The following is a 12,546-nucleotide window of genomic DNA, read 5'->3' as shown; positions in this document are numbered from 1 at the left end:
ATCAACCCTTTGAAGCCGCCGTCCAGCGCGAAGCAGCCGAGGGTACAGGGCTCAGGCGCTAGAGGCCGAGCGCATCCTGCAATTGCCGTGCCGTCCAGCGCTTCGGCTGTTTCGGCCAGGCCTCGAGCAAGGCGACCATGCGCGCATTGCGCGGCGCGCTCAGGCCGTGCTCCTGGGCGAGCCGCACGACCTCGCCGCTGAGCGAATCGATCTCGGTGCGACGGCCCAGCGCCAGGTCGTCGGCCATGCTGGAACGCGCCTTGACGTCGATGCGCAGCATGCGGGCCGCGACGATGCGAAACAGCCAGTCGGGCAGGCGCAGCACGCCCGGCAGGCGGCGCGCCGGCACCGCGGCCACCTGCGCGGGCGCAATGCCCGCCACGTTGAGGATGCTCAACGCCTCGTCGATCAGCGACGCAAAGCAGCGGCGGTAGCCGCGCTGCATGAGCTCGTCGCGCAGCGGCAGGCCCGAGAGCGCGTTGACCGGGTTGTTGAGGTTGAGCATCAGCTTGCCCCACTGCACCGGCAGCAGGTCGGGATGCAGGTCGAGCGGCACGCCGGCACGCGCGAACACCGCAAGCCAGGGGTGCAACGCCGCGTCGTCTTCCGCTGCCAGGCGCCCCGGGGTTCCGCGGTGAAAGGCGCCGGGGCCGATCTCGGCGACGTTGTACGGGACCATGCCGGCACGCACGTTGAGCGAGGGGCCGGTCTGCGACGCGGCGGCGCAGTTGGAAATGCCGTTCTGCAGCGAGACCACCGTGGTGCCCGCGGGCAGCGAAAAAGCCAGCTCGCCCGCGGCCTCGGCCGTGGCGCCGCTCTTCACGCACAGCAGCACCAGGGCAGGCCGCGCGCCGGGCGGCACCTGTTCGCTCAACTGCAGGCCTGCCGCAGGAAGCGTGTGTTTTGCGCCATCCATGTCGGTGAGCGTCATGCCGTGCGCAGCGAGCTTGTCGAGCACGCGCGGGCGGCCGACGAACGTGACAGGCACACCGGCCGCCGCGAGGCGGCCACCGATGAAGCACCCGATGGTGCCGGCCCCCATCACAAGCACTTCACCGGGGATGTCTTCTTGCATGAAGTGCGTGGTGCGTGTGTGCGTGGGCGCGTGCGCGGTGGGGCCGTCGGGTGTGGCGTCAGGCGCGCTCTTCGACCCAGGCCTGCACCGACTGCAGCGCGGCCGCCAGGCCTGCCGCGTGGGTGCCGCCGGCCATGGCCATGTCGGCCTTGCCGCCACCCTTGCCGCCGACCTGCTGGGCCACGAAGTTGACCAGCTCGCCGGCCTTGACCTTGCCGGTGCTGTCGGCCGTGACGCCGGCTGCGATCTGCACCTTGTCGCCGTCGGCGGCGGCCAGCACGATGACGGCCGTCTTCAGCTTGTCCTTGAGCTTGTCCATGGTGTCGCGCAGCGTCTTGGCGTCGGCGCCGTCGAGCTTGGCGACCAGCAACTTCAGGCCCTTGACGTCCACCGCCTGCGACACCAGCTCGTCACCCTTGGACGACGCGAGCTTGCCCTTGAGCGCACCCACTTCGCGCTCGAGCGCCTTCACCTGGTCCAGCACCTGCGTGAGGCGGCCTTGCAGTTCCGCGGCCGGCGTGCGCAGCGTGGCGGCCACGCTGTGCACGGTCGATTCGAGGTCCTGCAGGTACGACAGCGCATTGGCGCCCGTGACGGCCTCGATGCGGCGCACGCCGGCGGCCACGCCGCCTTCGCTCACGATCTTGAACAGGCCGATGTCGCCGGTGCGGCTCACGTGGGTGCCGCCGCACAGTTCGCGGCTGGAGCCGATGTCCAGCACGCGCACGCTCTCGCCGTACTTCTCGCCGAACAGCATCATGGCGCCGGTCTTCTGGGCCGACTCCATGTCCATCACGCGGGCCTGGGTCGGCGCGTTGGCCAGTACCTCGGCGTTCACGCGCTTCTCGATCTCGAGGATCTGCGCGTGCGAGACGGCGGCGTTGTGCGCGAAGTCGAAGCGCGTCTTGTCGGCATCGACCAGCGAGCCCTTCTGCTGCACGTGGTCGCCCAGCACTTCGCGCAGGGCCTTGTGCATCAGGTGGGTGACCGAGTGGTTGCGCATGGTGGCGTTGCGGCGCTCGATGTCGACCGCGGCCTTGACCGCGTCGCCCACCTTCAGCGTGCCCTGCGTCTGCGTGCCGTGGTGGCCGAACACGTCGGCCTTGATCTTCTGCGTGTCGTCCACGCCGAACTGCACGCCTTCGGCAACGAGCACGCCCTGGTCGCCGACCTGGCCGCCGCTCTCGGAATAGAACGGCGTGGTGTCCAGCACGACGATGCCGGGCTGGCCTTCTTTCAGCTCCTGCACGGCCGCGCCGTCGACGTACAGCGCCACGACCTTGGCGTTTTCCTCGAGGTGCTCGTAGCCGGTGAAGGTGTTGCCCGCGCCGGCGTATTCGACGTTGCGGTCCATCTTGAACTTGCCGGCCGCACGGCCCGCGGCCTTCTGCTTTTCCATGGCGGCGTTGAAGCCGGCCTCGTCCACGCTCACGCCGCGCTCGCGGCACACGTCGGCCGACAGGTCGAGCGGAAAGCCGTAGGTGTCGTGCAGCTTGAAGGCCACGTCGCCCGGCAGCGTCTTCGCGTCGCCGGCCAGCGCCGCATCGAGGATCTCCATGCCGTTGGCCAGCGTTTCGAAGAAGCGCTCTTCCTCGGCCTTCAGGGTGTCGGTGATGCGCTTTTCATCGGCCACCAGCTTCGGGTACGCGTCGCCCATCAGCTTCACGAGGTCGGGCACCAGCTTGTGGAAGAAGGGTTTCTTCTGGCCCAGCTTGTAGCCATGGCGGATGGCGCGGCGAACGATGCGGCGCTGCACGTAGCCGCGGCCCTCGTTGGAGGGGATCACGCCGTCGGCCACCAGGAAGGAGGTGGCGCGGATGTGGTCGGCAATCACGCGCAGCGAATTGTTCGACAGGTCTTTCTCGCCGGTCTCGCGCGCCGCGGCCTTGATGAGCGCATCGAAGATGTCGATTTCGTAGTTGCTGTGCACGTGCTGCAGGATCGCGGCCAGGCGCTCCAGGCCCATGCCGGTGTCCACGCAGGGTGCGGGCAGCTTCTTGACCGAGCCGTCTGGCTGCATGTCGAACTGCATGAACACGTTGTTCCAGATCTCGATGTAGCGATCGCCGTCTTCGTCGGGGCTGCCGGGCGGGCCGCCGGGGATCTCGGGGCCGTGGTCGAAGAAGATCTCGGAGCACGGGCCGCACGGGCCGGTGTCGGCCATCATCCAGAAGTTGTCGGACATGTAGCGTCCGCCCTTGTTGTCGCCGATGCGCACCACGCGCTCGGGCGGCAGGCCGATGTCCTTGGTCCAGATGTCGTAGGCCTCGTCGTCCTCGATGTAGACGGTGGCCCAGAGCTTGTCGGCCGGCAGCTTGTAGACCTGGGTCAGCAGCTCGTACGCCCAGGTGAGCGATTCGCGCTTGAAGTAGTCGCCGAAGCTCCAGTTGCCCAGCATCTCGAAGAAGGTGTGGTGGCGCGCCGTGTAGCCCACGTTCTCGAGGTCGTTGTGCTTGCCCCCCGCGCGCAGGCAGGCCTGGACCGAGGCCGCACGCACGTAGTTGCGCTTGTCTTCGCCGAGGAACACGTCCTTGAACTGGACCATGCCCGAGTTCGTGAACATGAGCGTCGGGTCGTTGCCCGGCACCAGCGAGCTCGAGGCCACGACGGTGTGGCCCTTGGAAGCGAAGAAATCGAGAAAGGTCTTGCGGATGTCCGCGACCGTGAATGTGGGCTGGCTCATCTTTGGATTCGTCTTCTGTCGAGGGCGGCCCGGCGATGGCGACCCTGTGTCGAACCCACTGCGGCGAACCGGCCTAACTGCTTGATTTGCTTGAACAAACGATTATAGGTTTGGCCATGACGCCCGCGCCCGCCGGGGGCAAACTCCGGGTTCGCGGCGGCGCGGCTAATATGTGACCCGGCGCAAAAAACGAGAACCAAAAGCGGTCTGCGCCATCCGTACTTGTACGGACACAAAGAATCAAGGAGCTCGCATGGCAAGCCAAGAGGCGGAACAACACTGGCAGATCGAAGACCTCGATTTTTCGCGCATTGCGCTCGACAAGGTCCGCCCGGACGAGAACCTCTTCTACCTGGTGACCTCCGCCTCCTTCATAGAGAGCGGCTCCGACCTCTATACCCAGAACCTGGTCGATTTCTTCCGCGGCGACGACGAAGTGACCGACTGGCTGTCGAACCACTGGGAACTCGAAGAGCTGCAGCACGGCAAGGCCCTGCGCGCCTACGTGCGCCACGTGTGGCCCGAGTTCGAATGGGACACCGCGTACCAGGGCTTCCTGAAGGAGTACGCGACCTACTGCAAGGTCGAGCTGCTCGGCCCCACCCGCGCCCTTGAGATGACCGCGCGCTGCGTGGTCGAGACGGGCACCGCCACCTACTACCGCGCCATGGCGCGCAGTACCGACGAGCCGGTGCTGCAAGACCTGGCGACGCGCATCGCGACCGACGAGGTCAATCACTACAAGCACTTCTATCGCTTCTTCCGCCGCTACCGCGAGCAGGAACGGCTGAGCCGGTTCCGCGTCTTCGGCACCATCGGCCGGCGCACGCTCGAACTCAAGAGCGAGGACGCGGACTGCGCCATCCGGCACGTGGTGCAGGCGCGCTCGCCCGAACGGGCCAGCGACACGGCCTATGTGCAGGCATTGAGCGCGCGCATGAACAGCACCATCCGCACGAACCTGAGCGCCGGCACCACGCTCAAGATGCTGATGCGGCCGCTGGAACTGCCTGCAAGGGTGCAAACGGTCATCCAGTACCCGATCCGGCAGTTCATGCAGCACGTGTTTCTGCGCTGACCTGCCCGCACGGGAGGGGGCGGGCAACGCATACAACGTACGCCGCAGATTCACAAACCCGGGCTGAAGAAGTGACAAACCGGGACAGCCGTCCCGATTTTGGCAACGAAGGCCTCGCTAGTATCTGTCGCTCACCCCTTTCTAGAGGCGAGGCTTGAGACCTTCGGAAGAGCGGCACCGCGCTCCTGGCAAGTTGGCTCGCAGCCTTCTTGCACGCAAGTCCGATGTTCGAAAACACAGCCAAGCGCGAGCAACCCTACACCATACGACTGGACGGTTCCGACCTCTCCATTCGCGACCTGATGGAGGTGCGATTCACTTTCCTGAGACTGCTCGAGGAGCACATCGGCGCACCGTCCCGGGTGATCAGGTGCTACCGGGCGTGGACCAGTCAGCTCGAGTCCGGCACCGATGCCTTGACCGAAACACAGAAAGCCCACGCACGTGCGTGGCGGGAGGCGTGGGAACACGCGACCGGGCTGACCGCCCCGCTGCTGAGCAAGCCGCAAACGACGGCGTTCCAGTTCGAGTTGCTCAAGTGACGCGTCCAAAAAAAACCCAGCGCCGGGCTGGGTTGTGAACCTCTTGAGTGCTGTCACACACAGAGAACTCGCACATCCAGGCGAGTTCGCAAAATCTAGGGCTTCAGGAAGCAGAACCTTGTCGGACAGGGCCGACACTTCCAGATTGCGAATTGGGCGTCAGGGAATCCATGCCGAACACGGGCCCGTAAGAACTGCCAAATAGTTCACGTTTCTAGGCGTGTCCTACGGCCACTGACTGTTTCTAACCGACAGACGGGCCCCGGGTACTCGTCGAACATGCAGATGCTGTCACGCAACAGGGCCGCACAAAAGAAGAGCTCTCTGTTTCTCTTAGAGCGCCCACATGGGCTCCTCGAACCCGCTCCGGCGGGTATTTTTTTGCCCGTCGACTGCCCAAGGAACCGTGACGGTCCGCTCAGTCGCGGCCCTCCTGGTAGCGGCGATAGTGCTCGCGCCGCTCCCACTCCCGGCGGCGCCATTCACGATGCTCCTCGCGATCCCATCGAGGGGCGCGCTCGTAGTAGACGGGCGCCGGCTCATAGACTGCGGGCGGCCGGTAGCGCACCGGCGGCGGCTGGTAGTAGACGGGCGCCGGCGGGGAATAGACAGGCGCCGGCTCGTAGTACACCGGCGCCGGCTCGCTCACCACGAGGCCGGGAACGTTGACGCCAATGGACCAGCTCGTGCCTGCGTTGGCGGCGGTGGCCGCGGAAAGCGCACCGGCAACCATCAGGCCCGCCACGGCAATTTTGAGAGTGTTTCGATGAAAGGACACGTCGTCTCCAGAAGTGCGGGAAGGACCCCGATGGAATGACAACGCCCCGACCTGCGCCGCCGCTCACATCGCTTCGGTGAAGAACGTTCCCAGATGTCACATCGCCGCGGCGTGCCGGTCACTCGCGTGGGCTGGCGATCCATTCCTTGACGAAGTGGGCGGCACGAACGCACGCGCGCTCGAAGGCACCGTCCCACGTCAGCTGTTGCGTGATCACCAGCGCGCATTTCTGAACGCCCCCAAGACTGAGCTTGGCGATGCCTGCATACGAGCCATGGACCGTTCGCATGATTTCGAAGTCCGCCGACCAGCCATCGGGGAGTTCGAGGAGACAGGAAGGCGCTCGCATGATGAGGCCAGCATAGTTTCCGAGGCGCCTTAGCCCCAGGAACTAAATCACAAGTATTAACAATGATTGCTGGAATGTCATAAGTCTGCGGACAGGTGTCGTACTCGCCATCGCTGCGAGCTACCATCCCGAAAACCAAACGAGGCGGAGATGTCAGGCGCAAGAGAGATCGAGCGGGTCGTTGCAGCGCTCAAGACGCTGGCGGTCCAGCCGTGGCCCGAGAGCGCACGGCTGATTCTGAAATGGAACGACGTCGCCAAGACCCTTCCGGGCGTTGGCTATGAGGCGTTCTTCCACGCGCACCGGCTGGCAAACCGCATCGTATTTCGCGATGCCGCGCCGAATGCGGCGGCCATCGAGCAATTGCGCGAACACGGTTTCACCGTCGTGGTCGACGCCGCCCAGGCCAACGCCGGATCGCCGAGCGTGCGCATCGAGGTCGGCCTCGCATGGCTGGACCTGTCGACAAGGCAGTCCGGGCGCAAGACGAGCATCGGGATGTATCAACTGCCGGAAGACGACGGGCATTGCTGAACACCCGGCACCGCACCGGGAACGGCGCGCAGAATCGTTCCGCCGACCGAGCAGAACGCTCTTGAAAGGAACTGGGCATGAAGCTCATGAATGTAGAGATGACCCACGAAAACGGCACCGACTTTGCCAGTTGGTCCACCACTGGCGCCCTGCAGCCTGCGGAGGCCTTCGACCGGCTGATCCGCGTTCTGGCGGAGACCCGAAAGACGATGGAGCCAGCCTTCCCGGACACGCTGCCAGTGGTCATCAAAAGCGCGCCACAGGTCGATGGACCTGCGTGGCAATGGTCGATGCAGCCCGATGGCGGCCTGATCCTGAACCTGCGCCACCCGGGCCTGGGCTGGCTCGGTTTCAGGATGCCGAATGTGGATCTCTTCCACGAGAACCTGGCCAATGTGCTCGACCAGCGCAACGCGCTGCGCGCGGAGCTGGAACCGCCCACCAGGCAGGTATAGGCCGTGTACCGGTTGCGGTGTCGACACGAAAAGGCACTGCGCGCGGTCTTCGGCGCTCGCACCGCTCTATACTCCCCCGCTGTCGTCGTTCGCAGGCATGTGGCCGACAGGCAGCCACTCGTCGCACACGACGAGCAGGACAATGCGGGTGTAGTTCAATGGTAGAACGGCAGCTTCCCAAGCTTCATACGAGGGTTCGATTCCCTTCACCCGCTCCAACAAGCCTGCGCAAGGCTCCTTTCCAGAGCGCAAGCAGCCTCGTTCCCGCCCCCCGATCACGTAGCATGCGGCCATGAGCTACACCGTCAAACTGATCGATTTCCCCGACGCGCCGGCCGATGTCATCGCCTCTGCGGAATCGCGTTTCCGCCGCGAACTCGACAAGCTGCTGGGCGAGAACGTCGAGCCCGCGCTGAAGGCGTTCGAGAACGCCAGCGAATCGAGCGCGGACGAACTGACCAAGGACGAAATCGCGCTCGCCGCCACCTGGGCCAAGTCCTACGACGCAGCCAAGACAGCGGGCTTCCGCGCGCTCGGCGAAGCCGACGAGGCGTACTTCGAGATCCGCATCGACTGACGCTCTCGTTCCCGCCCCTCCGGAGCCGGCCATGAAACTGCTGTACGCCCTGCTTCTGTGCACCCTGCTGTGCGCATGCGCCACGGCACCGGGCACCTCACCCGGCAGTTCGCCAAAAGCCCGCACCGACGCGGCGCACGAACCGGCAACCGCCGTGCCCACAGGCGTGCAATGGCGCTATGCGGGCACCCGGTCCTACGAGGCGCTGAACGCCGGCCTGGGGCGCAGCCATCGCTTCGAGAGCAGCGTCGGCTGGGTCGACGTCTACGTGTACGACATGAAGCGCACCGACTGGCGCCCGGGCGTGGACGACGCGCAGTTCGACGAGCACTTCAAGAGCACCCTCGCCGAGGTCCAGCGGGCCGCCGCGCAAGGCGTGTACGCCAGCGCGAAGATCGGCGCCACGCGAGACGTACGCATCGACGGCCTGGCTTTCCGCTCGATTTCCTTCCGGCTGACGAACGCCCGGGACGGCAAGGTCTACGACTCTTTCACCTACCTCACGGCGCGCGGCGGCAGGCTGCTGAAGTACCGCATGTCCTTCAACGCGCCGGCACCGGCCAACGTGGATGCCGTTGCGCGCGAGTTCATCGAGCGCAGCCTGCGCACCGGCCCCGACACCCCCGCCGGCACGCGCGAACTGCGCAACACCTGAGAGCCGCTCGCCCCTACTTGCGCGCGGCACCCGGCAGCCTGGCCACCCGCTGCGCCAGAAAGTCCACCCACACACGCACCCGCAGCGGCTGGTGGCGGCGCGCGGCATACAGCAGGTGCACCTCCTGCACCGGGCCGGTGTGGCGCGGCAGCACGCGCACCAGGCGGCCCTGCGCGAGCAGGTCTGCCACCATCCACGTGGGCTGCAATGAAATGCCGGCGCCGGCGAGCACGCTGTCCAGCATCGCCACGGCGTTGTTCACGCGGTAGCGGCTGCGCACCGGCACGCTGACCGCGCCTTCGGGCCCCTGCAGCAGCACGCCGTCGTCTCCCGGCGCATAGCGCAGGTAGTCGTGCGCCGGCAGGTCCTGCGGCTTGCACGGCTTGCCGCGTGCCGCGACGTAGGCCGGCGAGGCGACCAGCACACGCGGCCAGGTGCCGAGGTGGCGCGCGACCAGGTCGGGCGGCAGCACACCGCCCACGCGCAGCGACACGTCGATGCGCTCTTCCCGCGGATCGACGAAGCGGTCGTCCAGCACCAGTTCCAGTTCGATGTCGGGGTACAGCGCCAGGAACTCCACCGCCATCGCGTTGAGGTGCCGCTGGCCCATGGTGACCGGGGCACTCGTGCGCAGCAGGCCGCGCGGCTGCTGGAGGCCTTCGCGCGCATCGGACACCGCGTCGCCGTAGTCCTCGAGCACGCGCTGCGCACGTTCGTGAAAGCGCTGCCCCTCCTGCGTCAGGCTCAGCCCCGCCGCGGTGCGCCGCAGCAGCCGCACGCCCAGCGAGCGTTCCAGCCCCGCCACCAGCTTGCTGACCGTGGGCTGCGTGGTGCCGAGCGCGCGGGCCGCGCCCGACAGGCTGCCCAATTCCACGCTGTGGACGAAGGCTTCGAGGGCGCGCAAGGTATCCATGGATGTATTCGAATATGGAATGGTCCGGATGCCATTCTGCCGTCTACCCATCCAGATGGGCATGAAAGAAAGTCGAGGCCTGGCTTCAACTTCTCTCAAGGACATCTTCCATGACGGCACCCTCATTCACATCGATCCTTCGCCACGGCGCCCTCGCGCTCACCTTGGCAGGCGCAGCCGTCGCGTCGGCGGCCCCACCGGTGGCCACGCACTGGAGCCCCAGCTGGATGGCCAGCACGCAGCCGCTCTGGCACGGCGACTTCGTGCTGCCCTTGGGCCTGCCCTTCCAGTTCAACCGGCAGACCGTGCGCCAGGTGGCACGCCTGAGCATCGGCGGCCCGCGCTTGCGCGTGGTGATCAGCAACGAAGGCGGCACGGCGCCGCTGCACATCGGCGCAGCACGGGTGGCAAGGCATGCCGGCGGTTCGGCCATCGTCGAAGGCAGCGACCGGCCGCTGCGCTTCGGCGGGCAAGCCGAGGCGACCGTCTCGCCCGGCGCGCGGCTGGTCAGCGACCCGGTCGACATCGCCGTTCCCGCGCTCGGCGAAGTCGCCGTGTCGCTCTACCTGCCGCAGCCCAGCCAGCCCGCTGGCTTTCATTTCGACGCACGCCAGATCGCCTACGTGGCCGATGGCGACCTCACGGCTGCGCAGCGCATGCCTGCGGCGGCCACGCCCTGGAGCACGCGCGTCTACGTCAGCGGCCTGATCGTGGAAACGTCCACGCCGCCAGCCACCGTCGTCGCCCTCGGCGATTCGCTGACCGACGGCAACGGTTCGACGCCGGGCGCCAACACCCGCTGGCCCGACGCGCTGGCCGAGCGCCTGGCGGGCCGCCACGTGGCGGTGCTGAACGCCGGCATCTCGGGCGGCCGCCTGCTGAAGGACGGCATGGGCCGCGCCGGCCTGGAGCGCGCCGGCCGCGATGTGTTCGCACAACCCGGCGTGCGTGCCATGGTCGTGATGCTGGGCACCAACGACATCGGCTGGCCGGGCGGCCCGTTCGCGCCGGGCGAACCCGCGGTGCGCGCCGACGAACTGATCCAGGGCTTTCGCGCGTTGATCGAGATGGCGCACACCCACCACGTGCGCATCATGGGCGCCACCATCCCGCCGAACGAGCGTGCGCTGGAAGGCACGCCGCTCGAAGGTCACTATTCGCCGGAGAAGGACAAGGTGCGCCAGGCCGTGAACCGCTGGATCCGCGAAAGCGGCGCGTTCGATGCGGTGGTCGATTTCGACGCGCTGCTGCGCGACCCGGCGCAGCCGTCGCGCATGAAGGCGGCGATGGACTCGGGCGACCACCTGCATCCGGGCGATGCGGGCTACAGGGCAATGGCCGCGGCCATCGACCTGGAGGCCCTGCTCGGCGCGCCGGTCCAGCCCTGAGACCGGTCGGACCCGCCCGTGGTTTGAGACTGTGAAAATACTGTACATAAATACAGTATTTCCTTAAAATTGGTCGTCTCCAAGAACACCACCGAGGCGACACCATGACCACCGCCAACCCGCCTGCGTCCGCCCCGGCGCAGGCGCTTTTCTTTTCCCGCCTGCAGCAGTTGCAGACGCGTTCGCGCACGGGTCGCCTCTCGACCTGGCCTTTCAAGGTGGCCCGCGAGACGGGCCCCGGCGACTTGCATGACGGAAACGATGTGCGCGTTCAGGCTACGCGCGTGATACGCACGACGGCCGAGAGCTGGTGGCCGCCGGGTGCTTGAACTGCCCGAGCTCCGCCGCATGTCGACCGGCTTTGCCCTCGTCTGCTCGCATCCATGGCCGCACGTGCGGCACGAGGTGCTGACGTCTTACAGGGCGCACTGGGGAGTCGCGCTATGGTTGCGGGTCTTTCATTGACCCGTCTTTGCTCGGTCGGGTGCAAACACATGCTCACGCCCCCAGACCTCTCGCACGAATCCATCCGGCAATGCCTGTCCAAGGTATACGGGCTGAACAACACAAATGCCCGGTTCCTGCCGCTCGGCGCCGACGTGAATTCAGCCGCCTTTCGCGTCGATGCCGATGACGGCAACGCGTACTTCCTCAAGCTGCGCCGCGACGGTTTCGATCCATCGGTCGTCAGGGTGCCGGCCTTTCTTCATCACGAGAAAGGCATCGAGGCCGTGATGGCGCCGTTGCCGACAACGCACGCGCAGCCGAGCGTGCAAAGCGAAGGCTTCGGCTGGGCGCTGTACCCGTTCTTCGACGGCCCCAACGGCTTGGCGCGCGCATTGACGGACACGCAGTGGCGGGCGCTCGGTGCCGCACTGGGTGCCATCCACCGCACGGCATTGCCCGAGGCGCTGTCGGCGAGCCTCCCCAGGGAACGCTACGCCCACCACTGGCGCGAAGGCGTTCGGCGCTACCAGCGCCGGTTCATCAACGGCGTGACCGGCGACGACATCGTCGAGCGTTTCTTCGCGTTCTGGGAAGCGCACGCCGAAGAGATCGACACCATCGTCTACCGCAGCGAGCAGCTCGCCTCCATCCTGCTGGAACGCCCACCGCAGCTGGTGCCGTGCCACGCCCGCCTTCATGCAGGCAACGTGCTCGTGGGCGACGGCGGGCGCCTGTCGATCGTCGGCTGGCACAAGCTCATGCTCGCGCCGAAAGAACGCGACCTGATGTTCATCGGCGGCGGTGCAGGCCACGTGTGGAACCAGCCGGCGCAGGAAGCGCTGTTCTACGAAGGCTACGGCGCAGCGAACATCGACGCCGTGGCGCTGGCCTACTACCGCTACGAGCGGATCACCCAGGACATCCTCGAGATCTGCGACCAGATGTTCGACGCTGCGGCCAGTGCGCAAGACCGTGAAGAGGGCCTGCGCCGGATGACGAGCCAGTTCCTGCCGGACAACGTCGTCGCCATCGCGCACCGCAGCTACGACGCCGTGACCTGAGCCGCCGCACG

At 66.6% G+C, this 12,546-nt stretch carries 14 protein-coding genes and 1 tRNA gene; 10 read left to right on the top strand and 5 right to left on the bottom strand.

Annotation, left to right across the window (positions count from 1 at the left end; all coding sequences use genetic code 11):
• Positions 1-58 precede the first annotated feature (58 nt).
• Both AC0IYU_RS26960 and alaS read right to left on the bottom strand, forming a co-directional pair.
• Entirely contained in the window at positions 59-1,075 is a 1,017-nt protein-coding gene (locus AC0IYU_RS26960; RefSeq protein WP_472123324.1) for a 2-dehydropantoate 2-reductase, read from the bottom strand.
• Positions 1,076-1,133: 58 nt separating this feature from the next.
• A complete protein-coding gene (gene alaS, locus AC0IYU_RS26955) occupies positions 1,134-3,758 on the bottom strand; it encodes an alanine--tRNA ligase (RefSeq protein WP_472123322.1) in 2,625 nt (874 codons plus the stop codon).
• 253 nt (positions 3,759-4,011) lie between these two features.
• On the opposite strand from alaS, the gene AC0IYU_RS26950 reads away from it, so the two are divergent.
• Positions 4,012-4,836, top strand: a complete 825-nt coding sequence (locus tag AC0IYU_RS26950) for a ferritin-like domain-containing protein (protein WP_472123320.1) — start codon at positions 4,012-4,014, stop codon at positions 4,834-4,836.
• A gap of 224 nt (positions 4,837-5,060) precedes the next feature.
• A complete protein-coding gene (locus AC0IYU_RS26945; RefSeq protein ID WP_472123318.1) occupies positions 5,061-5,378 on the top strand; it encodes a hypothetical protein in 318 nt (105 codons plus the stop codon).
• A 418-nt stretch (positions 5,379-5,796) separates the two neighbouring features.
• Here the strand turns inward: AC0IYU_RS26945 and AC0IYU_RS26940 are convergent, their stop codons facing one another.
• Positions 5,797-6,156 (bottom strand): hypothetical protein, encoded by a 360-nt coding sequence (locus AC0IYU_RS26940; RefSeq protein ID WP_472123315.1) that lies wholly within the window; start codon positions 6,154-6,156, stop codon positions 5,797-5,799.
• A gap of 118 nt (positions 6,157-6,274) precedes the next feature.
• Entirely contained in the window at positions 6,275-6,505 is a 231-nt protein-coding gene (locus tag AC0IYU_RS26935; RefSeq protein ID WP_435483468.1) for a hypothetical protein, read from the bottom strand.
• 150 nt (positions 6,506-6,655) lie between these two features.
• Between AC0IYU_RS26935 and AC0IYU_RS26930 the strand changes: the two genes are divergently transcribed.
• The 5 genes from AC0IYU_RS26930 (at position 6,656) to AC0IYU_RS26910 (ending at position 8,726) form a co-directional block, all read left to right on the top strand.
• On the top strand, positions 6,656-7,039 hold the full coding sequence (locus tag AC0IYU_RS26930) for a hypothetical protein (RefSeq protein ID WP_472123312.1): 384 nt from the start codon (positions 6,656-6,658) through the stop codon (positions 7,037-7,039).
• A 77-nt stretch (positions 7,040-7,116) separates the two neighbouring features.
• On the top strand, positions 7,117-7,494 hold the full coding sequence (locus tag AC0IYU_RS26925) for a hypothetical protein (RefSeq protein ID WP_472123310.1): 378 nt from the start codon (positions 7,117-7,119) through the stop codon (positions 7,492-7,494).
• A gap of 144 nt (positions 7,495-7,638) precedes the next feature.
• A tRNA-Gly gene (locus AC0IYU_RS26920) sits at positions 7,639-7,712 on the top strand.
• 74 nt (positions 7,713-7,786) lie between these two features.
• Positions 7,787-8,071 carry a hypothetical protein gene (locus tag AC0IYU_RS26915; RefSeq protein WP_435435719.1) on the top strand — a complete coding sequence of 95 codons (285 nt, stop codon included), beginning with the start codon at positions 7,787-7,789 and terminating at the stop codon, positions 8,069-8,071.
• 31 nt (positions 8,072-8,102) lie between these two features.
• Positions 8,103-8,726, top strand: a complete 624-nt coding sequence (locus tag AC0IYU_RS26910) for a hypothetical protein (RefSeq protein WP_472123307.1) — start codon at positions 8,103-8,105, stop codon at positions 8,724-8,726.
• Between the two features lie 13 nt (positions 8,727-8,739).
• Here the strand turns inward: AC0IYU_RS26910 and AC0IYU_RS26905 are convergent, their stop codons facing one another.
• A complete protein-coding gene (locus AC0IYU_RS26905) occupies positions 8,740-9,639 on the bottom strand; it encodes a LysR family transcriptional regulator (RefSeq protein ID WP_472123304.1) in 900 nt (299 codons plus the stop codon).
• Between the two features lie 110 nt (positions 9,640-9,749).
• Between AC0IYU_RS26905 and AC0IYU_RS26900 the strand changes: the two genes are divergently transcribed.
• The 3 genes from AC0IYU_RS26900 to AC0IYU_RS26890 all read left to right on the top strand — a co-directional run bounded on the left by AC0IYU_RS26900 (position 9,750) and on the right by AC0IYU_RS26890 (position 12,535).
• Complete coding sequence (locus AC0IYU_RS26900; RefSeq protein WP_472123301.1) at positions 9,750-11,027, top strand: SGNH/GDSL hydrolase family protein; 1,278 nt, start codon at positions 9,750-9,752, stop codon at positions 11,025-11,027.
• 104 nt (positions 11,028-11,131) lie between these two features.
• On the top strand, positions 11,132-11,356 hold the full coding sequence (locus tag AC0IYU_RS26895) for a hypothetical protein (protein WP_472123299.1): 225 nt from the start codon (positions 11,132-11,134) through the stop codon (positions 11,354-11,356).
• A gap of 165 nt (positions 11,357-11,521) precedes the next feature.
• A complete protein-coding gene (locus AC0IYU_RS26890; RefSeq protein WP_472123297.1) occupies positions 11,522-12,535 on the top strand; it encodes a phosphotransferase enzyme family protein in 1,014 nt (337 codons plus the stop codon).
• Positions 12,536-12,546: the final 11 nt, after the last annotated feature.

The organism is Variovorax sp. AC103, from assembly GCF_979254005.1.
This window is presented reverse-complemented; position numbering and strand designations above follow the sequence as displayed.

Bases quoted from the DNA above. Each gene is read 5' to 3' on its own strand.
- AC0IYU_RS26930 (WP_472123312.1), top strand. From the start codon at position 6,656: ATGTCAGGCGCAAGAGAGATCGAGCGGGTCGTTGCAGCGCTCAAGACG.
- AC0IYU_RS26925 (WP_472123310.1), top strand. From the start codon at position 7,117: ATGAAGCTCATGAATGTAGAGATGACCCACGAAAACGGCACCGACTTT.
- AC0IYU_RS26945 (WP_472123318.1), top strand. From the start codon at position 5,061: ATGTTCGAAAACACAGCCAAGCGCGAGCAACCCTACACCATACGACTG.
- AC0IYU_RS26895 (WP_472123299.1), top strand. From the start codon at position 11,132: ATGACCACCGCCAACCCGCCTGCGTCCGCCCCGGCGCAGGCGCTTTTC.
- AC0IYU_RS26905 (WP_472123304.1), bottom strand. From the start codon at position 9,639: ATGGATACCTTGCGCGCCCTCGAAGCCTTCGTCCACAGCGTGGAATTG.
- AC0IYU_RS26950 (WP_472123320.1), top strand. From the start codon at position 4,012: ATGGCAAGCCAAGAGGCGGAACAACACTGGCAGATCGAAGACCTCGAT.
- AC0IYU_RS26935 (WP_435483468.1), bottom strand. From the start codon at position 6,505: ATGCGAGCGCCTTCCTGTCTCCTCGAACTCCCCGATGGCTGGTCGGCG.
- AC0IYU_RS26900 (WP_472123301.1), top strand. From the start codon at position 9,750: ATGACGGCACCCTCATTCACATCGATCCTTCGCCACGGCGCCCTCGCG.
- AC0IYU_RS26915 (WP_435435719.1), top strand. From the start codon at position 7,787: ATGAGCTACACCGTCAAACTGATCGATTTCCCCGACGCGCCGGCCGAT.
- AC0IYU_RS26960 (WP_472123324.1), bottom strand. From the start codon at position 1,075: ATGCAAGAAGACATCCCCGGTGAAGTGCTTGTGATGGGGGCCGGCACC.
- AC0IYU_RS26890 (WP_472123297.1), top strand. From the start codon at position 11,522: ATGCTCACGCCCCCAGACCTCTCGCACGAATCCATCCGGCAATGCCTG.
- alaS (WP_472123322.1), bottom strand. From the start codon at position 3,758: ATGAGCCAGCCCACATTCACGGTCGCGGACATCCGCAAGACCTTTCTC.
- AC0IYU_RS26910 (WP_472123307.1), top strand. From the start codon at position 8,103: ATGAAACTGCTGTACGCCCTGCTTCTGTGCACCCTGCTGTGCGCATGC.